This is a genomic window from Mangrovihabitans endophyticus (assembly GCF_014646155.1).
Taxonomy (GTDB): Bacteria; Actinomycetota; Actinomycetes; order Mycobacteriales; family Micromonosporaceae; genus Actinoplanes; species Actinoplanes endophyticus.
Window position 1 is genome coordinate 688,723 of the sequence record NZ_BMMX01000001.1, and the last position, 20,927, is coordinate 709,649.

General features: G+C 70.4%; 17 protein-coding genes. All 17 read left to right on the forward strand.

What is annotated here, in order from left to right:
- The first annotated feature begins 103 nt into the window (after window positions 1–103).
- The 17 genes from IEY73_RS02690 (at window position 104) to IEY73_RS02770 (ending at window position 20,923) form a co-directional block, all read left to right on the forward strand.
- Window positions 104–748 carry an ABC transporter permease gene (locus tag IEY73_RS02690; RefSeq protein WP_189077385.1) on the forward strand — a complete coding sequence of 215 codons (645 nt, stop codon included), beginning with the start codon at window positions 104–106 and terminating at the stop codon, window positions 746–748.
- A complete protein-coding gene (locus IEY73_RS02695; protein ID WP_373292722.1) occupies window positions 745–1,971 on the forward strand; it encodes an ABC transporter ATP-binding protein in 1,227 nt (408 codons plus the stop codon). Before IEY73_RS02690 ends, IEY73_RS02695 begins: the two co-directional genes overlap by 4 nt.
- Window positions 1,971–2,795, forward strand: coding sequence for an ABC transporter permease (locus tag IEY73_RS02700; RefSeq protein WP_189077386.1), 825 nt, complete (start codon window positions 1,971–1,973; stop codon window positions 2,793–2,795). The genes IEY73_RS02695 and IEY73_RS02700 overlap by 1 nt, the downstream gene beginning before the upstream one ends.
- Before the next feature lie 32 nt (window positions 2,796–2,827).
- A complete protein-coding gene (locus tag IEY73_RS02705; protein WP_229715402.1) occupies window positions 2,828–3,784 on the forward strand; it encodes a glycine betaine ABC transporter substrate-binding protein in 957 nt (318 codons plus the stop codon).
- A 409-nt stretch (window positions 3,785–4,193) separates the two neighbouring features.
- A complete protein-coding gene (locus tag IEY73_RS02710; RefSeq protein WP_189077388.1) occupies window positions 4,194–6,026 on the forward strand; it encodes a phage tail sheath C-terminal domain-containing protein in 1,833 nt (610 codons plus the stop codon).
- Window positions 6,027–6,036: 10 nt separating this feature from the next.
- Window positions 6,037–6,558, forward strand: a complete 522-nt coding sequence (locus IEY73_RS02715) for a phage tail protein (protein WP_189077389.1) — start codon at window positions 6,037–6,039, stop codon at window positions 6,556–6,558.
- A 26-nt stretch (window positions 6,559–6,584) separates the two neighbouring features.
- Window positions 6,585–7,310, forward strand: a complete 726-nt coding sequence (locus tag IEY73_RS02720; RefSeq protein ID WP_189077390.1) for a T4 family baseplate hub assembly chaperone — start codon at window positions 6,585–6,587, stop codon at window positions 7,308–7,310.
- Window positions 7,303–7,992: a hypothetical protein gene (locus tag IEY73_RS02725; protein ID WP_189077391.1), complete on the forward strand. Its 690-nt coding sequence runs from the start codon at window positions 7,303–7,305 to the stop codon at window positions 7,990–7,992. The genes IEY73_RS02720 and IEY73_RS02725 overlap by 8 nt, the downstream gene beginning before the upstream one ends.
- Window positions 7,989–9,233: a Pvc16 family protein gene (locus tag IEY73_RS02730; RefSeq protein ID WP_189077392.1), complete on the forward strand. Its 1,245-nt coding sequence runs from the start codon at window positions 7,989–7,991 to the stop codon at window positions 9,231–9,233. Before IEY73_RS02725 ends, IEY73_RS02730 begins: the two co-directional genes overlap by 4 nt.
- A gap of 3 nt (window positions 9,234–9,236) precedes the next feature.
- Complete coding sequence (locus IEY73_RS02735) at window positions 9,237–11,186, forward strand: ATP-binding protein (RefSeq protein WP_189077393.1); 1,950 nt, start codon at window positions 9,237–9,239, stop codon at window positions 11,184–11,186.
- A complete protein-coding gene (locus IEY73_RS02740) occupies window positions 11,177–11,503 on the forward strand; it encodes a hypothetical protein (protein ID WP_189077394.1) in 327 nt (108 codons plus the stop codon). The genes IEY73_RS02735 and IEY73_RS02740 overlap by 10 nt, the downstream gene beginning before the upstream one ends.
- Window positions 11,500–17,670 (forward strand): eCIS core domain-containing protein, encoded by a 6,171-nt coding sequence (locus IEY73_RS02745; RefSeq protein WP_189077395.1) that lies wholly within the window; start codon window positions 11,500–11,502, stop codon window positions 17,668–17,670. Before IEY73_RS02740 ends, IEY73_RS02745 begins: the two co-directional genes overlap by 4 nt.
- Window positions 17,671–17,687: 17 nt before the next feature.
- Window positions 17,688–18,287: a hypothetical protein gene (locus IEY73_RS02750; RefSeq protein ID WP_194505927.1), complete on the forward strand. Its 600-nt coding sequence runs from the start codon at window positions 17,688–17,690 to the stop codon at window positions 18,285–18,287.
- Window positions 18,284–18,928 (forward strand): CIS tube protein, encoded by a 645-nt coding sequence (locus IEY73_RS02755; protein ID WP_189077397.1) that lies wholly within the window; start codon window positions 18,284–18,286, stop codon window positions 18,926–18,928. Before IEY73_RS02750 ends, IEY73_RS02755 begins: the two co-directional genes overlap by 4 nt.
- Before the next feature lie 14 nt (window positions 18,929–18,942).
- The gene (locus IEY73_RS02760) at window positions 18,943–19,260 is read left to right on the forward strand and encodes a LysM domain-containing protein (RefSeq protein WP_189077398.1); all 318 of its coding nucleotides are present in this window, start codon (window positions 18,943–18,945) and stop codon (window positions 19,258–19,260) included.
- Window positions 19,253–20,380 (forward strand): hypothetical protein, encoded by a 1,128-nt coding sequence (locus IEY73_RS02765; RefSeq protein ID WP_229715404.1) that lies wholly within the window; start codon window positions 19,253–19,255, stop codon window positions 20,378–20,380. The genes IEY73_RS02760 and IEY73_RS02765 overlap by 8 nt, the downstream gene beginning before the upstream one ends.
- 36 nt (window positions 20,381–20,416) lie before the next feature.
- Complete coding sequence (locus tag IEY73_RS02770) at window positions 20,417–20,923, forward strand: phage baseplate assembly protein V (protein WP_189077399.1); 507 nt, start codon at window positions 20,417–20,419, stop codon at window positions 20,921–20,923.
- Window positions 20,924–20,927 lie beyond the last annotated feature (4 nt).

Genomic DNA, 20,927 nt, shown 5'->3' on the forward strand with positions numbered 1-20,927 from the left:
GGTCATTTCAGCATTATCCGACGCGCATCGGACCGAAGGGGTGCGACACAATCGCACATCGTTGATCCATCGTCGGCAACCTATTCCCGACACGATGAAGCCTATGGATTTCTACGAATATTTAAAGTATAACGCAGAGCCTCTGTTTGATGAGGCTGTCGGGCACGTCCGGCTTGTCGCCATCTCGATCGGCATCGCGCTGGTGGTCGGTTGCGCCCTCGGTGTGCTGGCGCATCGCTCGGCGCGGACCCGCCCGGTCATCCTGGCTGTGTCCTCGACCCTGTTGACCATTCCGTCGCTCGCGCTGTTCGCGCTCGCCATCCCGCTGCTCGGGCTCGGGACTCCGCCCGCCGTGGTGGCCCTGGTGCTCTACGCGCTACTCCCGATCGTCCGTAACACCGTGGTGGGTCTCGCCTCGGTCGACCAGAACGTGCTGCGTGCGGCGCGCGGGATGGGCATCGGATCGTGGCGCCGCTTCGCCCGGATCGAACTGCCGCTGGCCTGGCCGGTCGTGCTGGCCGGGGTGCGGGTCTCGACGCAGATCGTGGTCGGCATCGCGGCGATCGGGGCGCTGGTCAACGGGCCCGGCCTGGGCAACGAGATCTTCCGCGGGCTGCGCTCGCTGGGCAGCCCGTTCGCGCTGAACTTCGTGCTGGGCGGGACGCTCGGGATCGTCGTCGTCGCGCTGCTGTTCGACGCCATGTTCATTCTGCTCCGTCGCTTCACCACCGCCAGGGGGATCCGATGACCACGACCGACATGCCCCAGGCCACGAGCGACGACGCCGCGGGCCGGGCCGAGCCGATGATCCGGCTGGACAAACTCACCAAGCGCTACCGCGGGCAGTCGCGCGCGGCGGTCGACCAGGTCACCATGGAGATGCCGCGCGGCGAGATCGTCGTGCTGGTCGGTCCTTCCGGGTGCGGGAAGACCACCACCATGGAGCTGATCAACCGGCTGATCGAGCCGACCTCGGGCCGGATCTACCTCGACGGCGAGGACGTCACCACGTCCGACCCCGATGCGTTGCGTCGGCGGATCGGCTACGTGATCCAGCAGATCGGCCTGTTCCCGCACTTCACCGTCGCGGAGAACATCGGCGTCGTGCCGAAGCTGCTCGGCTGGACCAAGCAGCGCATCGGCAACCGGGTGGACGAGCTGCTCGACCTGGTCGGGCTGGACCCCTCCGACTATCGCGGCCGATACCCCAAGGAGCTGTCCGGCGGGCAGCGCCAGCGGATCGGCGTCGCGCGGGCGCTGGCCGCCGACCCGCCCGTGATGCTCATGGACGAACCGTTCGGCGCCATCGACCCGATCACCCGGGAGCGGCTGCAAAACGAATTCCTGCGTCTGCAACAGCAGGTCAAGAAGACCATCGTCTTCGTGACCCACGACGTGGACGAGGCGATCAAGCTCGGTGACCGGATCGCCATCCTCAGCGAGCAGTCGCACATCGCGCAGTACGACACCCCGGAGAACATCCTCAGCAACCCGGCCAGCGCCTACGTCGAGGACTTCATCGGCTCCGGCGCCTCGCTGAAACGGCTCAACCTCAGCCGGGTCCGCGACATCGAGCTGGCGACCGACTGCCCGACCGCCCGCCTGGACGACGAACTGCCCGAGGTCCGGCGCCGCCTGGTGGAGTCGGACTGGTCGGCGCTGCTGCTGCTGGACGAGCGGGGCCGCCCGCAGCGCTGGGTCAACGCGCGCGACCTGGACCGGACGTCGGTGGACCTGCGGACCGCCGGGCTGCCGGCGGTGGCGACGGTCGAGCCGCACGCGACGTTGTCGGACGCGCTCAACGAGATGCTCACGTCCAGCGCGGGCGCCGCCATCGTCGTCGACCGCAGCGGCAGCTACCAGGGGCTGATCGACTTCGACACGGTCATGGTGACCGCCAAGTCGATCAAGCGGGACAGCACCGAGTACTACCGCGCCGCCAAGCTGTCCGGCGCCGAAACGGCGGGCTGATGACCACGAGCACCCCCACCGAGACAACGGAGCCGCAGACCGGCCCGGAACCGGCCGAGGACACCGCCGACGTCGGCGCGACGGCCGTCCGCCGTACCCGCCGCAAGCTGGTCCTGCGCTGGATGGGCATGCCGGCGTTGCTCGCCCTCGCCTTCGGAGCGCTCTACCTCTGGGTCTCCGGGCAGGAGCTGGACAGCATCGAGAAGCGGACGCTGAACGCCAGCGCGCTCACCCAGCGGGTGATCGAGCACCTGCAGCTCGCCGCGGTGTCGACGCTGATCGTGATCGTGATCGCGATTCCGCTCGGCATCCTGGCCACCCGGCGCTCGGCGCGCTACGTCGCGCCGGTCCTGCTGGCGCTGGGCAACCTGGGTCAGGCCATCCCGTCGTTCGGCCTGATCACCATCGTGGTGCTGCTGGCCGGGGTCGGCTTCAAGTCGGTCGTGTTCGGCCTGGTGGCCTACTCCGCCCTGCCGATCCTGCGCAACACCATGGTCGGCCTGCAGCAGGTGGACCAGACGCTGGTGAAGTCGGCGCGCGGGATGGGCATGTCCCCGATGAAGACCCTGCTCCGGGTGGAACTGCCGCTGGCAGTCCCGGTGGTGCTCGCCGGCGTCCGGACCGCCCTGATCCTCAACGTCGGCACCGCGACGCTCGCCACGTTCTTCGGTGTCAAAGCCCTGGGGTACGTCATCTTCCAGGGCATTCAGCTGGACCGGACCCCGGTCCTGATCGTCGGAGCGGTGATGGCCTCCGGCCTCGCGCTGCTGGTGGATTACCTCGCCGGCGTGGTCGAGGAGCTGCTCACCCCTCGTGGCCTCTGACCGCACGACGGCCACCACAATGAAAGGTAACAATGAATAATCTCCGGAAAACCATCGTCGCCGTGGCCGCGTGCAGCCTGGTGCTGACCGGTGCTGCCGCCTGCGGCTCGGACGACGGGGTCGGCGACGGCAACGGTCCACTGGCCGGCAGCTCGGTCACCGTCGGGTCGAAGGACTTCGACGAGCAATTGGTGCTCGGCCAGATCACCGTCCTGGCGCTCAAGAACGCCGGAGCGGACGTCACCGACCAGACCAACCTCGGCGGCACCAACGCCGCCCGGGCCGCACTGAAGTCCGGCGACATCGACGTGTACTGGGAGTACAACGGCACGGCGTGGATCAGCTTCTTCAAGAAGACCGATCCCATCCCGGACCGGATGCAGCAGTGGCAGGCGGTCCACGACCAGGACTTGAAGGAGAACAAGCTGGTCTGGATGCAGCCGGCGAACTTCAACAACACCTACGGCATCGCCTACAGCTCCTCCGCGGCGGCCAAGCTCGGCAACCCGAAGACCCTGTCCGACCTCGGTACGGTCATCTCCTCCAAGCCCGGCGAGGCTTCGCTGTGCGTGGAGAGCGAGTTCTCCACCCGCGACGACGGTCTGCCCGGCATGGAGAAGAAGTACGGCTACCAGGTGCCCAAGAACAACGTGACGGTGCTGGACACCGGCATCGTCTACACCTCCGTGGACAAGCAGTCGCCGTGCAACTTCGGCGAGGTGTTCACCACCGACGGCCGGATCAAGGCGCTCAACCTCGTGGTTCTGGAAGACGACAAGAGCTTCTTCCCGTTGTACAACGCCGCTCCGGTGTTCCGCTCCGAGTACTACGACGCGCACGAGGCGGATCTGAAGAAGATCTTCGACCCGATTTCGACGGCGCTGACGCAAGAGGTCATGACCGAGCTCAACAAGCAGGTGTCGGTCGACGGCATGCGCCCCGAGCAGGTCGCCAAGAAGTGGATGGAGGACCAGGGCTTCCTGTCCTGACCCGACCCGACCGACGAGAAGGCTGTGCCGGCGCTGTTGCGCCGGCACAGCCTTCTCGGTTTTCCGGGGATGTCGCGGCCGCTGCGACCCGGCGATGACCCACGTCCCGGCCAAGATCGGCTTTTCGCGGCCCATGGAAACATCGTGCGTGCGCGCTCGGTCGTGTTTCTGTATGAATGCTGAGTGCTCGGCCAATGCCGATAATTGTCTCTTCATTACAGTCAGATTTCCGACTGGAGTGCGACGTTGACAGTGTGTGCCGTCTTCGGGACCCTGGGATTCCGGCGGAAGAATCTTCTTCACAGAATGGTTCTTCGGCCGCAATTGTTGCTCTGCCGCAAATGTTGAACGGGGCGGCGTGCACATTGCTGGTCGCGGGCCTTCGGTTCCCGAAAAGAATGGAGGCGGCATGCCCGTCACTCCGACCTATCCTGGCGTCTACATCGAAGAATTGACCAGTGCCGTCCGCACCATCACCGCCGTGTCGACGTCGGTGACGGCATTCGTCGGATTCACCCCACGGGGCCCGCTCGGCGAGCCCGTGACGCTGACCAGCTTCGCCGACTACGAGCGCCGCTTCGGTGGCTTGTCGGCCGACAGCGTGCTGAGCTACGGCGTCCAACAGTTCTTCCTCAACGGCGGCAGCACCGCCATCGTGGTGCGCCTGGTCAGCGGCGGATCACCGGCCGGCGTGCCGTTGCCGGGCGGGGACGGCACGCTGCTCACCGTGTCGGCCAAGGAGCCCGGCCTGTTCGGCCGGGGCATCCAGGTGTCGGTCGACCCCGACGCGGCGTCCCCGGACGACACCTTCGGCCTGCGGATCTCTGCGCCCGGCGGGGGACCCGGTGAGACGTTCACCGCCCTCTCGCTGGACAGGGACAGCCCGCGGTTCGCCGAAAAGGTGATCAACCCGTCGTCCGCGCTGGTCACGGTCGCGGTCGAGGAGGAGGCGACGGGCGCGCCGGCGCCGTCGGGCACGGTCTCCGACGCGTTCGGTGACCCGCTGCCGGACGTCACCGGCAAGACGTTCAAGGTTTCGGTCCAGGGCGGCGACCGGGACTGGGACATCGACCTGTTCAACCCGGAGACCGACGGTGCCAGGCCGGCTCGGGTGAGCGAGCTCGCGCTGCTGCTGGAGCGCAAACTGCGCAGGGTCGCCCCGAGGTCCGCAGCGCTGTCCGGCGCTCGCGTCAACGCGGTCGGCCAACGTCTGCAGGTGCTGGCCGGTGAGCCGGGCGCGGTCATCCGCTTCACCGGACCGGACGCCAGCGATCTCAAGCTTGAGGGTGGCGCGGTGAACCCGCCGGCCTCGCCGATGACCGGCGGCAGCGACGGCACCCCGCCCACGGCCGCCGACTTCATCGGCAGCCCGGACGCCAAGACCGGCATTTATGCGTTGCTCGACGTGGACGACGTCAACCTGTTGTGTCTGCCCGAGGTGGCCGACCTGGACGTGGACAGCATGATCGGCGTGCTCAGCCAGGCCGAGAGCCTGTGTCAGGCCAAGCGGATGGTGCTGATCATGGACCCGCCGAAGGGCTGGACGTCGCTGGACGCGGCCCGTGCCGGGCTGGCCGACATCGATGCGGTGCGCAGCAGCTACGCGGCGCTGTATTTCCCGCGCATCCAGATGTTCGACCCGCTCGCCGCCCAGTTGCGCGAGTTCCCGCCGTCCGGCGCGGTCGCCGGGGTGCTGGCCGCCACCGACACGGCCCGCGGGGTGTGGAAGGCGCCGGCCGGGACCGGCGCCGCGCTCGCCGGTGTTCGGGCGTTGTCCACGCCGCTCACGGATCCGGAGAACGGTCTGCTCAACCCGCTCGCGGTCAACTGCCTGCGGGTGTTCCCGATCATCGGCCCGGTGGTCTGGGGTGCACGCACCCTGGACGGCGCCGACGCCGAGGCGTCGCAGTGGAAATATCTGCCGGTGCGCCGGCTCGCCCTGATGATCGAGGAGAGCCTCTATCGCGGCACCAAATGGGTGGTGTTCGAGCCCAACGACGAAAACCTGTGGGCGCAGATCCGGCTCAATGTCGGGGCATTCATGCGGACGTTGTTCAACCAGGGCGCATTCCAGGGCACCTCGGCCCGCGAGGCGTTCTTCGTGAAGTGCGACAAGGACACGACGACACAGGATGACATCAACCGCGGCGTCGTCAACATCCTGGTCGGATTCGCGCCGCTGAAGCCGGCCGAGTTCGTCATCGTCAAGCTTGAGCAAATGGCCGGTCAGATCGAGGTCTAGGGGAATCCGCATGGCCGAGTTCACGGTGAATTCGAACCGCTTCGACCCGTACAAGAATTTCAAGTTCCTGGTTCTCTTCAACGGCCAGGTGGTGGCCGGTGTCAGCAAGATCAGTCCGTTGAAGCGCACCACCGAGGTGGTGAAGCATCGCTTCGGCGGCGACGCCAACGGCATCCGCAAGTCTGCCGGGCGCACCGAGTTCGAAGCGATCACGCTGGAACGCGGGCTGACCCACGACAAGGAGTTCGACGACTGGGCCAACAAGGTCTGGCTCATCGGGCAGGGGCGCGGCAGCGAGGTGTCGCTGCGCGACTTCCGCCGCGATCTGGTGATCCAGGTGCTCAACGAGTCCGGGCAGGTGGCCGTGGCGTTCAAGGTCTACCGCTCCTGGGTCAGCGAATACCAGATCGTCGGGGAGCTCGACGCCAATGCCAACGCTGTCGCGATCCAGACGCTGAAGCTGGAGAACGAGGGTTGGGAGCGTGACACCGAAATCCCGGAGCCCGAGGAGCAGATCCTCGCGCTGCCCTAGGAACCGTTGGCTGGAGGGGAGCGGGCATGGTGTCCAGCGTTCCGGATCTCCTGGCCGGCTGGGAGCTCGGCTTGTCCGCCGATCAGAGCCGGCGGGCCGTGTTGCTGCACTCGCTGGCCCGCCCGGGCGAGCCGGCCGACGGACTCCTCGGCGTGTCGGTCGGCGAGCGCGACGCCGACCTGGTGAGGCTGCGTCGCCGGCTGTTCGGCGACGCGGTACCGCTGCGGTGCGCATGCGCGGCGTGCGGCGAGGAACTTGAGTTCACGTTCGACCTGGCCGTGATCCCGGTAAGGGCCGTGCCGGCCGGCGAGCAACGTGTCGCCTCGGGCGACTGGACCGTGCTGGTCCGCCCGCCCACCACCGGTGACCTGCTCGCCGTGGGCGCCGCGCCGCCCCAACAGGCCCGGCGGGTCCTGCTGGCCGCGTGCGTGGTCGAGGCCGCCCAAGGCGGGCGCCCCGCCGACGCCGGCGACCTGCCGGCCGACGTGTGCCGGCGGGTCGCCGAGGCCTGCGCCGCAGCCGACCCGCAGGCCGACATCACGCTCACCACCACCTGCGTGGCCTGCGGACAGCAGACCGCTGCCGCGCTGGACATCGGGGCCGTGCTCTGGGCCGAGCTGGACCACTGGGCCCGGAGCCTGTTGCTCGACGTGCATCTGCTCGCCCGCACCTACGGCTGGACCGAGGCGGAGGTCTTCGCCCTGAGCCCGCTACGCCGCCGCTACTACCTGGAGCTGGCCGGACATGACTGACTTCTTCGATCGGCTGCTGGCCCGCCAGCGACCGCTGGACGACCCGGGCGCCGTGACACGGGCCCGCCCGCGAGTGCCGACGCTGTTCGAGCGGCCCGCGGCCGCCGAGCTGGAGGAGATCTCCGTTGAGCGTTCGGCGTCCGCACCGCCCGTCGTCGTCGCACCACCGTCGCCGCCCGCCGCCCCGCCGGTGCCCGCAGCCGAGCCACCCGCCCCGGAGCCGCCCGCGCTGGCCGGCCCGCGCGAAGCCGTCGCGACGGAATCCGGACCGGCCGCCGTCGCGGCCGCGATCGGGTCGCCGTCCGGGCAGGCGCCGGCCCTGGCGCCTCGTACGGTGCTCCCTCCGCCCGTGCTCGCGCCCCCGCCCACGCCGCGGGACGCATCGCTGCCGGCCCCGGCGGCCGTCGCGGCACCCATCGCCGCCGCGCCGCAACTGGTCGCGCCGGCCACGCCCCGGGTGGTCCCGGCGCCGTCGAGGACGACCCCGGTCACGCCGGTGGCCGGGCCCCAGCCGGACGGGCGGGGCCGCCGCGCCGACCCGGTCGGCCGCACCGTCAACGTCCACATCGGACGCATTGAGGTCTCCGCTCCGGTCGACCGGGAGGCCAAGCCGGAGCGAGTCCAGCGGCGTGGACCGGCCCTGGCCCTCGACGAATACCTCGGTGCGGAGGCCGCGCGATGAGCAACGCCCTCGCCGTCGCGACCGTCACCGAGGCGCTGCGCGGATTCCTGGCCGCCAACCTGCTGCCGGAGATCACCTTCGCGGTGGACGTGACCGCCCGCAAGCCGTTCACCGAGCCGCCGACCGACCCGACCATCAGCGTGTTCTGCTACCAAGTGACACCCAACCCGGCGCAGCGCAACCGGGACGCGCCGACCCGCACCGCCGACGGGGTGCTGCTCACCCGGCCCCGTGCCGCGCTCGACCTGCACTATCTGATCAGTTGCTACGGCAACGAGACCGAGGTGGTGCCGCAGAAGCTGCTCGGCGCCGTGATCCGCGCGCTGTACGTGCAACCGGTGCTGGCGCGGGCCGACATCGAGACCGCAGCCACCCAGCCGTTCCTGCGCGGCAGCGATCTGGCCGCAGCGCCGGACCGGGTGCGCTTCACGCCGTCCACCCTGGACATCGACGATCAGTACAAGCTCTGGACGATGCTGTCCCAGACGCCGTACGCCCTGTCCGTCTGCTATCAGGCCTCGTTGGTGTTCATCGAGGGCCGCACCGGCGCGCCGCCCGGGAAACCGGTGGAGCGGCGCACCGTCACGGTGCTGCCCGGCGGCCGTCCGAGCGTCGAACGGGTGCTGTCCCGGCCCCGCGACAACCCGGACGCCCCACCGGTCGAAGGTCCTGCGCCACGCGACAACGACCTGGTGATCGAAGGCAACGCACTGGCGGCGGACGCGGTGTTCGCCCGGCTCGGCCCGGTTGACGTCGCGGTGCCGGCCGACGCGGTCACCGACACCCGGATCCTGGTCCGGCCGCCCGACGACCTGCCGCCCGGCGTGCATCCGTTGCGGGTGTTGCAGAACGTGGCGGCGGATCAGACGACCACCCTGGTCAAGGTGTTGCAGTCCAATGTCGCTCCGTTCGTGCGGATGCCCCGGGTGACCGCCACCGAGAACGCGCCGAAGGCGCTCACCATCAGCCTCGATCTGCCGGTGGGCGCCGAACAGCGGGTGCAGTTGCTGCTCGACGAGTTCGGTTCGCCGGCGGAGCGTGCGCCGCGGGCGTACCAGTTCGACGCGCCGTTCCCGCTGTCCGACGCCCGGCCGCCGGAGCAGGTGACCGTGCCGCTGGGACCGATGGCGGCCGGGACCTACCTGGTCCGTGTGCAAGTGGACGGCGCGCAGAGCCCGATCGTGCGGGACGCCGCCGGGCAGATCACCGGACCGGTCACGACACTGCCCGAGGTGCCGTGAGCCATGGCCGGTGACGTGCATCAGGAGGCGCTGACGACGGCAGTGGCGCGGGTGCTGACGCGCATCGCGGGCCGCCCCGTCGGTGTACCGTCCGAACCGTCGCACGGCAGCGCGCTCGACCTCGTCTGCTCCTGCTTCGGGCTCACCCCGTTCGAACGCGACGTGCTGGTGCTGGCGGCGGCCGTGGAGATCGACCCGGCCGCGGCCGAGAGCTGCCTGCAGACCGTCGGCGGGCGCGCATATCCGACGTTCTCCCTGGCCCTGACCACACTGGCCGAGCCGCACTGGAGCGCGCTGGCGCCGGTCTCGCCGCTGCGCCGCTGGCACCTGATCGAACTGGAGCCGGACGTCGCGGTGACCACCGCCCGTCTGCGCATCGACGAGCGGATCCTGCACCTGCTGGCCGGAATGCCGTACCTCGACGCCCGTCTGCATGGTCTGGTCACCCCGCTGGATCCGGCCCCGCCGCTGCCGGGCACCCAACAGGTCGTGGCGGCGGCCCTGTCCGCGGTGTGGGCCCGAGGATCGGCGAGGGCCACGTTGGTCGGCGCGGACCATCAAACCCGCCGGGAGGTGGTGGCCGCGGCGGCCACCGACGCGGGGGTACGCGCCTACGCCGCCCGCGCCGCCGACCTGCCCACCGACGCCGTGGAACGGGAGGCGCTGGCCAGGCTTTGGGACCGCGAGGCCATCCTGCTGCCCGGCGCGCTGGTGGTTGAAGTGGACGATGCCGGCCCGGAGCGCCGAGAGGTGGCCGCCGCCTTCTGCCGGTCCACGGCCGCTCCGGTGGTGCTGTCCGCCGCCGAGGTGACCTCGAACGACCGGGTGGGTGAGCGGATCCCGGTCGCCGCGCCACTCCCGCACGAGCAGCGCGAGCTGTGGGCGGCGGCGCTGGACGGCGCGGTCCCGCTCGCCGAGGCCGATCTCAACCGCCTGGTCGCCCAGTTCACCCTGCCCGGCCATGTGATTCGCGCGGCTGCCTCGGACGCCCGCCGCCGCGCGTCGTCGGCCGGCCCGTCCGCCCCGTCGTCCGCCCCGGGCGCCTCGGCCGGCGCCGACGCGCCCGGCGATCCGGTCGCGGGCCGCCGCGGCTCCGGGTACCGCCTGGCGTGGCAGGCCGGTCTCGATCACGCCCGGATGGCGCTGGACGACCTGGGGCGACGCATCACCCCCAGGGCGAGCTGGGACGATCTCGTGCTGCCGGCCGCGCAGCGCGCCGTACTGGGTGAGATCGTCGCCCACGTCCGCCGCCGTTCGACCGTGCACGACGACTGGGGCTTCGAGGACGTGCTGCGCCGGGGCCTGGGGGTCACCGCGCTGTTCGCGGGGGGCAGCGGCACCGGCAAGACGCTCGCCGCCGAAGTGCTCGCGAGCGAACTCGGCCTCGACCTGTTCGTCATCGACCTCTCCCAGGTGGTCAACAAGTACATCGGAGAGACCGAGAAGAACCTTCGCCGGGTTTTCGACGCCGCCGAGCGGGGCGGTGCGGTGCTGCTGTTCGACGAGGCCGACGCGCTTTTCGGCAAGCGCAGCGAGGTCAAGGACAGCCACGACCGGTACGCGAACATCGAGGTCAGCTATCTCCTGATGCGCATGGAGGCGTACCGGGGACTGGCCATCTTGACCAGCAACATGAAGAAGTCGATGGACTCGGCGTTCCTGCGTCGCCTGCGGTTCGTGGTCGACTTCCCGTTCCCGGACGCACCCGAGCGGGCCGAGATCTGGCGGCGGGTGATTCCCGGCCGCGCGCCGGCCGAGGGCCTCGACACCGCACGGCTGGCCCAGCTCACGGTCAGCGGCGGCAGCATCCGCAACATCGCGCTGTCGGCCGCGTTCCTGGCCGCGGACGAGGGCGTGCCGTTGCAGATGCGGCACGTGCTGGCGGCCACCCGCACCGAATATCTCAAGCTCGAACGCTCGGTCACCTCGGCGGAGGTGGCCGGATGGCAATGACCGAGCGAGTGCTGGTGCAGATCGACGCGATCGTGCTGGACGGGGTGCGCCCGGCCGATCGCGAACGGGTGGCCGAGGCGTTCACCCGTGAGCTTTCCCGGCTGCTCGCCCTCGACGAGATTCCGTCCGTGGACGCCCACCGCGACGCGGTGACCCGCCCGGCGGTGCCACCGGCCGGATCGCCGCGCCGACTCGGACGTCTGCTGGCGCGGTCGGTGCACGAGACGCTGACCGGCGGAGCGGTTGAGGCCGCCGCGTCCGTGGTTTCGCCGGGCCCCGGGACGGCCGTCGCGGTACCCGGCGGGAGAGCCTTGTGACCGGGCCGGCCGCCGTGCCGCCGGCGAAGGCGCAGGTGCGGCGGGAGAACCGGGAACACCAGCGGGTACGCCCGCGACGTAAGCGGGCCCCCGCCGAACCGCGCGAGATCGTCGAATCGGCCGGCCGGCCGCTGGAACCGTCCGTGCGGCGCGAGCTGGAGGAGCGGCTCGGTCACGACTTCGGCCGGGTACGCATCCACGCCGACCGGGACGCGGCGGCGCTGACCGAACTGGCCGGAGCCGACGCGGTGGCCGTGGGAACCGACATCTTCTTCGCCGAGGGGGCTTACCGGCCGGACACCGTCGCGGGCCGGCGCCTGCTGGTGCACGAGATGATGCACACCATCCAGATGCCGGACGCGGCACCTGTGACCCGGCCGGGACGGGAGCCGGGCGCGGTGAGCCGCCCCACCGAGCCGCTGGAGCATGAGGCCGAGCGCGCGGCGGACTCCGCGTCCGAGGCGGCCGAGGTCGGCCGGTCCGGTGGCACGCCGGCCTGGATGCGGTACGCCACGGTGAATCCGGCCCAGTTGCGCATCGAGCAGCTCGACCCGGCGACGCTGGTGGACCGGCTCGTGGCCGGCGTGCTGCGGAACCTGCGCGGCGACCCGGCGGACGCGGCCGGCCGGATCCGTTTGCAGTTCGGACGGTTCTCGCCTGAGCTTGAGACGGCGGTGCTGGCGCGGCTTGAGGTGCGGCTGCCGTCGGCCGAATACCAGCAGGTGTGCGAGTTGGCCGCGCGGGGGAGAGCGGACGCGGAGAACGGCAGCGCGGTGGATTCGGCGACCACCCCGATGCCGGTGCCGTCCTCGGTGCCCGGCACGGACGACGGGCCCGCGACCGGCACCGCCCCTTCCGCCGGCTCCGCCCCCATTACCGGCTCCGCCCCCATTACCGGCTCCGCCCCTTCCGCTGGCGCCGCCCCTTCCGCTGGCTCCGCGCCCTTCGCGGGCGAGGCCGCCGACGGCGGCATGGCCCAGGACGGCGGCATGGCCGCCGATGGGGAGAAGGCGACCGGCGCGACGGACACGACGAGTCCGGCGGACGGCGAGACGAGTCCGGCGGACGGCGAGTCCGAGGCGGGCACCGCGGCGGAGGGCGTCAAGGGTGACGACGACAAGGCGGCCGAGGACGCCGACGCCGAGGGCAAGGACGCCGAGGCCAAGAAAGCCGAGGATCAGAAGTCCGAGGACGAGGACGGCGGCACGGACGAGAAGGGCGAAGACAAGAAGGGCGACGGCGAGAAGGGCGAGGAAAAGAAGGGCGAAGACAAGAAGGACCAGGGCGAGCAGGACCAGGCCGAGGCGGGTCAGGACGGCGAGAAGAAGGAAGGCTCTCCCGGTGCTGCCGCGCCCGGCGCCGCCGCGGGTGCGGGATCGGCCGGCGGCGGGGGCGCGATGGGCGGCGCGGGTGCGGCCGGTGGCGGCGGCATGGTCGATCTCAGCCAGGTCGACGCCATCGCGGAAGATCCACAGGGGCCGCTGGCGCATCACGGCCTGCGTGACCGGCCGCGCGGGGCGATGGTCGACGAGATCCCGCCGGGCCAGCAGCCACTGGACGCCGAACCGCTGTCCGACGAGGACGTGCCCGACCCGGACGCGACTCCCGACTTGCCCGCCGCCGTGCGGGAGGCCGAGCCGCCCGGCCCGGAGGCGTACCTGCCCACGGAGGACCTCGACGTGTCCGCGGTGCCCACCGCGGACGCGCTTGAGCTGCCGTCCAGCGGTTCTCCCCCGCCACCACCGGCCGTGCCGTCGTTCCCGTCGCCGCCGAAACCGGCGATCGTGGACGACCCGAGCGGCGGGCCGGGCACGGTCAAGGGTGTGGCCGAGGCCGCCGAGCGTGAGCGGGAACGCGATCGCGCCGAGCCCGCCGAGATCGGCGAAGCGCCGGGCCAGGTCTCGCCGGACGCGCTGGACCGCGAGCCGGACACCGCCGCGGACGTCCGCGACGTGGGCGGTCCGGGCTTCGATCCGGCCCTGCCGGGTGCCGCGCCGACCGGCTCGATGACGGTGCCGGGTCCCGCCGACCGGAACCTCGGCGGGCCAGATTTCGGTGGGCCAGATTTCGGTGGGCCGGGCGTCGGCGGCCCCGGCGTTGGCGGTCTGGAGGCCGGTGGTCCGGAGGCCGGTGGTCCGGGCGGGGCGGCGGACGACGGTGCAGGCATCGGGGGCCCGGAGGCGGCGCCGGACGTGAACGGGGCCGCGCCCGGCGTACCGGGAAACGCGTTGCCGACGGACGCCTCGCTGGAAGCCGGCGGCGGAGCGTGCGGCTCGACCCCCGAACCGGCCCCGGCAGCGGACGGTGGTGGCGGCGCCTGCGGGGCCGCTCCGGTCGGCGGGAAAGCCGAAGAGGAACCGGCGGCGGAGGCCCCCGACCTGTCCGCGCAGGAGCCGGAAGGCGCGCTTGCCGCCGCTGGGGCGATGCCAGCCACGCAGATGCGCGACTCGTTGGCCGGCGTGGATGCTTCGGTGAACCGTTCGGTGGGTGTGCAGCGCACCGAACTCGCGGACGCACCGCCGACCATGGCACGGCCGGTCGGGGCGCCGCAGACCCAGCACGGCACGCCGGAATCCGGCGCACCGGCCGCGTCCAAGCTGGCCAAGCTGCAGGAGGTCACGCCGGAGACGCTCGGCGAGCAGAGGCTGCCGGACGGCCGTCCGGCACCGTCCGGCCCGGCACCGACCGATCGGGTGGCGGCGCCGCACTTCGCCGACACCGGGCAGGACCAGCTCAGCGAGGCCGAGGTGCGCGGTCTGCAGAACGCGGTGGAGAACGTGCCGACCACCGATCCCGCGCTGAACCAGACGGTCGGCGCGGCCCCGAAGGTGTCACTGTCCGGCGATGCCGATCCGGCGCTCGCCGACGAGCAGAAGCGCGGGCTCGATCGGCAGGCCGCGGATCTGCAGAAGGTCGGTCGCACCGATGCCGCCACCGATCTGGGCGAGCACCGGATCTACCCCGACGTGCGGCCCGAGACTCTGCGTGGCTCGGTGGCCGGTGGCGGCCCGGCCCCGGCGGAAGCCGGCAAGGGCGGTCCGGCCGCCGGGCCGGCAGCGGCCTCCGGACCCGCGGCCGGCGGCAGCGGTACGCCGCCGAACGCCATTTCGGCGGTTGTGCTCCAGGAGCGTGGGCCGCAGGTGCAGGCCGGGGTGACGGAGGGCCGGGCGGCGATCACGACCGAACGGCAGGCCCAGCAGACCGGCGAGACCACCGCGCGCACCGAGAACGCCGCCGCCGTCGACACGGAGATCCAGGCCAACGGCGCCCAGCAGAGCGGCGAACGCATGTCGCTGAGCGAGATGGCGACCGCGCAGCGCGCGCAGTGGCGCACCGAGCAGGACAAGCTGCTCACCGAGAACGGCCAGAAGGCCGGCGACGAGCACACCAGGCAGCTCAAACAGATCTCCGACAAGAAGACCTCGACCGACGGCGACATCGAGACCCGGCGGCAGGCCGACGACAAGGACATCGGCGAGAAGAAGCGCAAGGCCGAGGAGGACGCGCAGAAGGAGAAGGACAACAAGAAGGACGATGACGGCTGGCTCGGATGGGCCAAGTCGAAGATCAAGTCTGCCTTCGACGCGCTCGTCAGCGTCGTCAAGGGCATCTTCGACCTGGCCCGCAAGGCGATCAACGGAATCATCGAGGGGTTCAAGAAGTTCGTCACCGGCCTGATCGATGCGGCGCGCAAGGCGATCGTCGGCTTCATCAAGGCGGTCGCCACCGCGTTGATTGCGATCAGCGGGGTGCTGCTGGCCGCGTTCCCGGAGCTGCGGGACAAGTTCCGCAAGTTCATCGAGGATCGCCGCGATGCGGCCATCAACAAGGTGAACGAGCTCGCGGACAAGCTCAAGCAGGGCGTGCAGAAGCTCCTCGATGCGCTCGCGGCGGGGTTGACCAAGCTGCTCGATGTGCTTGAGAAGGGCATGCTGGCCGCGATCGAGCTGGCCCGGGCGGCGGTGAACAAGGCGATCGCCTTCGTGGAGAACGCGATCAAGATGTTCGGTCAGTTCGCGGCGCTGGTGGCCGACATCGCGCCGGATCCGCTCGGCTGGCTCGGCAAGTTCGCCGCGGCGGCCAAGGCGGGCATCCGCGACCATCTGTGGACCGCGATCAAGACCGCCGTGAAGCAGTGGTTCAACCAGAAGGTCGAGTCCGTCCTCGGCCTCGGCAGGGCGATCTACGACGTTCTGGTCAAGGGCTGCCTCTCGATGGCCAAGATCGTGCGGATGGCCTGGCAGGCCCTCATCAAGGCCCTGCCCATGATGATCATCACCATCGTCATCGAGAAGGTCGTCTCGATGATCATCCCGGCCGCGGGCGCCATCATGACGATCGTTCAGGGCGTGATCGCGGCCTGGGGGTCGATCAGCAAAATCATCGCCGCGTTCGGCAAGTTCTTCGCCTTCCTCAAGGCGGTGAAGGCCGGCGGCGTGACCGCGGCATGCCTGTTCGCCCAGGCGGTGGCGGCGGGCGTGGTGGCGCTGCTCGACTTCATCACCAACTTCCTGTTGGTGCGCCTGGTGTCGGCGGCCAAGGGCGTGGCGTCAAAGCTCAAGGGCATCGCCAAGAAGATCATGGCGGCGCTGAAGCGCGGTGCCTCCGCGGTGCGCAAGGGCGCCGGACGGGTCATCAACGCGGCCAAGCGGGGGGCGAAGGCGACCGCCGGTGCGTTGCGGCGCGGCGCGCAGCGGGCGGGCGCACTCGGCCGCAGGGGACTGGCCAGGGCGAGGGCGGGCGCGAAGAAGGCATTGGGCGCCGCCCGCAACGGCGCCAGGAGGTTGGGGGCGCGGTTCGCGAAGACCAAGCTGGGCAAGACCCTGACCAAGGTCGGCAACAAGCTCAAGACGGGCTACCGGAAAGCCAAGGCGAAGCATCAGTCCTGGCGCGACAAGCGTACGAAGAACAAGAAGCCGCCGCCGGACAAACAGCAGCGCGTCACCCTCGCGGCCGCCCGGATCAAGCGGACGGTGGACCCGTTGCTGCGTCGCGGGATCCGCCGGATGGTTCTGCGGCCGGTCCTCGCTGGATTGCGTGCCTGGTATCGGCTCACTTCGCTGGCACCCGAAGGATCACCGGCCGTCCTCACGGCGACGCTGAACCCCAAGGCACCCGCAGGCGGTCCGGCCAAGCTGCTGCGAAAGCTGGAGCTTCAGCAGACGCTCACCGAGGCGATGCAGAAATACACCCAACGCGACCTGGAACGGCAAGGACGTCAGCAGGGCCAGGCGACACGGCGTCCCGAACCCGCGCCCAAGCCGGGCGCGCCGCGATCAGTGCGGGTCGACCCGCAGCAGCGGCTGGCTCCACAGTTCCAGCGGATCAGCGCGGAGGCGACAGCAGCGAAGGCGGCCGGTCAATCCACTCGGCTCGTGCACGGAGAGACCGGGGGCGAGGTCGAATGGCGGGGTGGATTCCGCTTCGACCCCGGTGGATACGTCGTGCCGCCGGCCGGCGCCAGTGGCGGTCGGTACCAGGACATCCGGCTCGGCGCGCCGGACCGGATCGGCGCCACGACGTTGCTCCGCGGCGTGGACGCGGTGAACTCCGGCGACCTCGGCGGTGCGTTGGCTGTCGGAGCGCATCTGAACGAGACACTCCATTTCGCCTACCTGCGCGGGATCTTCGAACGCCGTCGAGATCCGCTCATGGCCATCATGGGCCCGGCCGAAGTCAAATGGGCGCTGGCAGCAGGGAACGAGGTCGGGGTGCGCAAGCGGCTGGACGAGATCCTGTCCCGGGGCAGCATGGTTCTGAACCGATCGGTGGGTGTCGCCTCACGGGTGCGTTCGGCAACTGATCTGGTCTTCTCCCAAACGAGCGTCAGCGCCCGTTTCGATGCGGTGCAGAGCCCGGAGGTGCAGCGGCTCCTGCGTGACCCGACGCCGTCGGTTCTCAAGAACGTCCGCGAACAGGAGGAGACGTGGGCTGCGCGCGCCGGTGTCCGGATGCCGAGCGAGATGGAGGCGCATCGGTCGGTGGAAACACCGACCGGGCGGCTCAACCGCTTGGCGCTGTGGTCTAGACGCTTCACGGTCGATGACGTTTTCATCATCGTCGGCCTGGATCAGCAATATGTGGAGAAGATCCGGCGGTTGGCCGAGCAGATCGTCGACGAGAATCCGGATCTGGAACAGCACCTTCCGAGACTCTGGACACCGTAGAGCGCGAGAGGATTGCCATGATGGAGTGGGGGTCGGTGCACAGCCGACGCTTCGTGTTGCCGGCGGAGTCCGGTTTCGACACGGTGAACGGGCTGGCCGACGACGTCGGGGCGGGGAAGGTGCGGGATGCGTCTCCCGTCGCCGTCGCCGGGTTGATTCGCGAGGTCACCTGGCGGCTGTCACCGAGCAACTTTCTGCACTACGGCCTCGACGCCCCCACTCACCGGTCGTACGTGCAGGTCACCGGCAGCGAGGATGAAGCGGTAGCGGAGTTCAGCGGAATCGTCTCCGAATACCTCGACGTCGCCGATGACGACGCGCTGATCAGCGCCGCGGACGCGGCGCGCACCGTGGACGAGCGTCGTGAGGCCCTGATCGTGCTGGGCATGGGCGCACCGCTCACCGTTGATACGCGCTTCGCCAGCCGGCTCGACGAGGGGCTGCACGACAACGCGGAAAGCGTCCGGGAAGGGGCGCTCTACGGCGCCGCGTACGCCCTGTGGCCGCCGCTCATGACGAGCGTCCGCCGCATGGCCGCGGACGATCCGGCTGAGGCGATCCGGCGGCAGGCGCAGGCGCTCACCGACTGGCTCCACGAGAACAGTGCGCAGTCATGACTGTCGGGTTTCTGGATCTGGGACGGCCGGTACGGTCTGGGCTGGTCACGGTCGATCCGGTCAGCGGGGCGCCGCGGCGGGTCGTGGTCATGCAGTTCAATCCCGACTCGCTGCAACGCAGCCTTGCGCCGCAGGCGACCGCGGCCGAGGGGCAGGGAGACCGGACGGAGGCGCTGCGCCTCACCGGGCCGGCCGTGGAGACGTGGACCTTCGATGCCGAGATCGACGCCACCGACCAGGCCGATCAGCCGGCCCCGGACGGGATTCATCCGCAGCTCGCCCTGTTGGAACTGCTGATCCAGCCGCCCAGCGGGCTGCTGCGGTCCAACCAGGCGCTGGCCGCCGTCGGCACGCTCGAAGTGCTGCCGGTGGAGGCGCCGCTGACCCTGTTCGTCTGGGGCGGGCGGCGGGTGCTCCCGGTGCGTCTCACCCAGCTTTCCATCACCGAGGACGCGTTCGACGCGAACCTGAACCCGATCCGGGCGACGGTCAGCGTCGGGCTGCGGGTGCTGACCGTCAACGACCTGCCCACCGGGCATCGCGGCGCCGAGCTCTACCTGGCCCACCTCGTGCAGAAGGAGAACCTCGCCGCCGGCACCAAGGCGGCCGGCATCTCCGCGTTGGGCCTGACCAGGATCTGAAAAGGGGATACCACATGGCGGAAGTGCCGAGGACCAGCCGCTATTTCGGCATCGACGCGGCCGTGCACGTGCGGGCCGACGGCGTCGAGATTCCCTACCTGCGGCGCCGCCTGCTGCCGCCGGCCGGGCGGCTCACCGTGCTCAGCGAGCATGAGGTGTCCGAAGGGGACCGGCCCGACCTGCTGGCATACCGCTATTTCGGGGACGCCGAGCAATGGTGGCGGATCGCCGACGCCAACCCGGTGTTGGATCCGGACGAGCTGACCGCGACGCCGGGGCGCCGGCTGCGCATCACGCTTCCCGACGGTGTGCCGGGAGGCACCGGTGGCTGACTCGCCGACGCACCTGAGCCTGCTGATGGGCCCGCGCCTTGCCGTGCCGGTGCCGCAGCCGGTCACCGACGCGCTGCTGTCCGCGCAGGTGACGATCACGGCGGGCCAACGCAGCGGTTTCCAGCTCGGCTTCGATCTGGCGAAGAACGCTCTGATCAACACCGCGTTGCTGCCGGCCGGTTTCTTCGACCCGCAGATCCGGGTCATCCTGGTTGCCACCGTGCGGGGCGTGCCCACCGTGCTCATCGACGGGGTCATCACCCGCCAGGAGGTGGGGATCAGCAACCAGGCGGGGCAGTCGACGCTCACCGTCACGGGCGAGGACCTGACCATCCTGATGGACCTGGAGGAGAAGACCGGCACGTCGTTCTCCGCCCGCCCGCACGCCGCCCAGGTCGCCGAGATCATCGGCGGATACGCCCAGTGGGGCATCGTCCCGCTGGTCATCCCCGAGTTGTTCCCGGACACCCCGATGCCCACCAACCGCATCCCGTTCCAGCAGGGCACCGACCTCGGCTACCTGAACGAACTGGCCAAGGCCAACGGTTTCGTCTTCTACCTCGACCCCGGCCCGGCGCCGGGGGTGAGCAGGGCCTATTGGGGTCCGGAAGTCCGCCTCGGCGTGCCCCAGCACGCGCTGAACGTCAACATGGACGGTCTGTCCACGGTGGATGAGTTGACGTTCAGCTTCGACGGCTCGGCCAAGGAAGACCTGCAGGCACGGGTGGAGATTCCGGGCACGCGCGTGTCCACCGTGCTGCCGGTGCCGGAGGTGAGCGTGCTGCGCCCGCCGCTGGCGCTGAAGCCCGCGCCCGCGCTGAAGAAGCGGACGCTCAAGGACACCGCGAACAAGGACGCCACTCAGGTGCTGGCCGAGACGCTGGCCAAGGTGGCCGAGTCGGCGGATGCGGTGACCGGATCCGGGCAGCTCGACGTGCTGCGCCACGGCTTCGTGCTGCGGTCGCGGGAACTGGTCGGCGTGCGCGGCGCCGGCATCACCTACGACGGCTTGTATTTCGTCAAGAGCGTCACGCACAACCTGCGGCGTGGCGCGTACACGCAGAACTTCACCCTGGCCCGCGAGGGCCTGATCCCGCTCACCCCGGTCGTCGTCCCCTAGCGGGCCGAGAACACGCACAGAAACGGAGGCAGCGCCGTGGCGGATGCCCTGCTCGGCAAGTTCCGTGGCACGGTTGCGGACAACGCGGACCCGGAGTTGCGTGGCCGCCTGCGGGTCAACGTGACAGGTGTGCACGACTACGACCCGTCGTCGTGGGCGCTGCCGGCCTTCCCGCTGGCCGGATCGCAACTGGGTGTCTTCGCGGTGCCGAGGGTCGGCGCGCGGGTCTGGCTGGAGTTCGAGCAGGGCGACATCAACACCCCGATCTGGACCGGCTGCTTCTACGACACCGCCGCCGACGTGCCCGATGAGGCGCTGACCGGTCCTCCAGGCTCGCCCAACATCGTCGTGCAGACCGGCGGCGGGCACCGCGTCGTGCTCTCCGATCTGCCCGGTGGTCCCGGCATCTCGGTGACCCACGCGAGCGGCGCCAAGATCGAGATCAACGACTCCGGCATCACGCTGGACAACGGCAAGGGCGCGGTCATCTCACTGTCCGCCACGCAGGTCGACATCAACAAGGGCGCGTTGACCGTCAAGTAGGGGG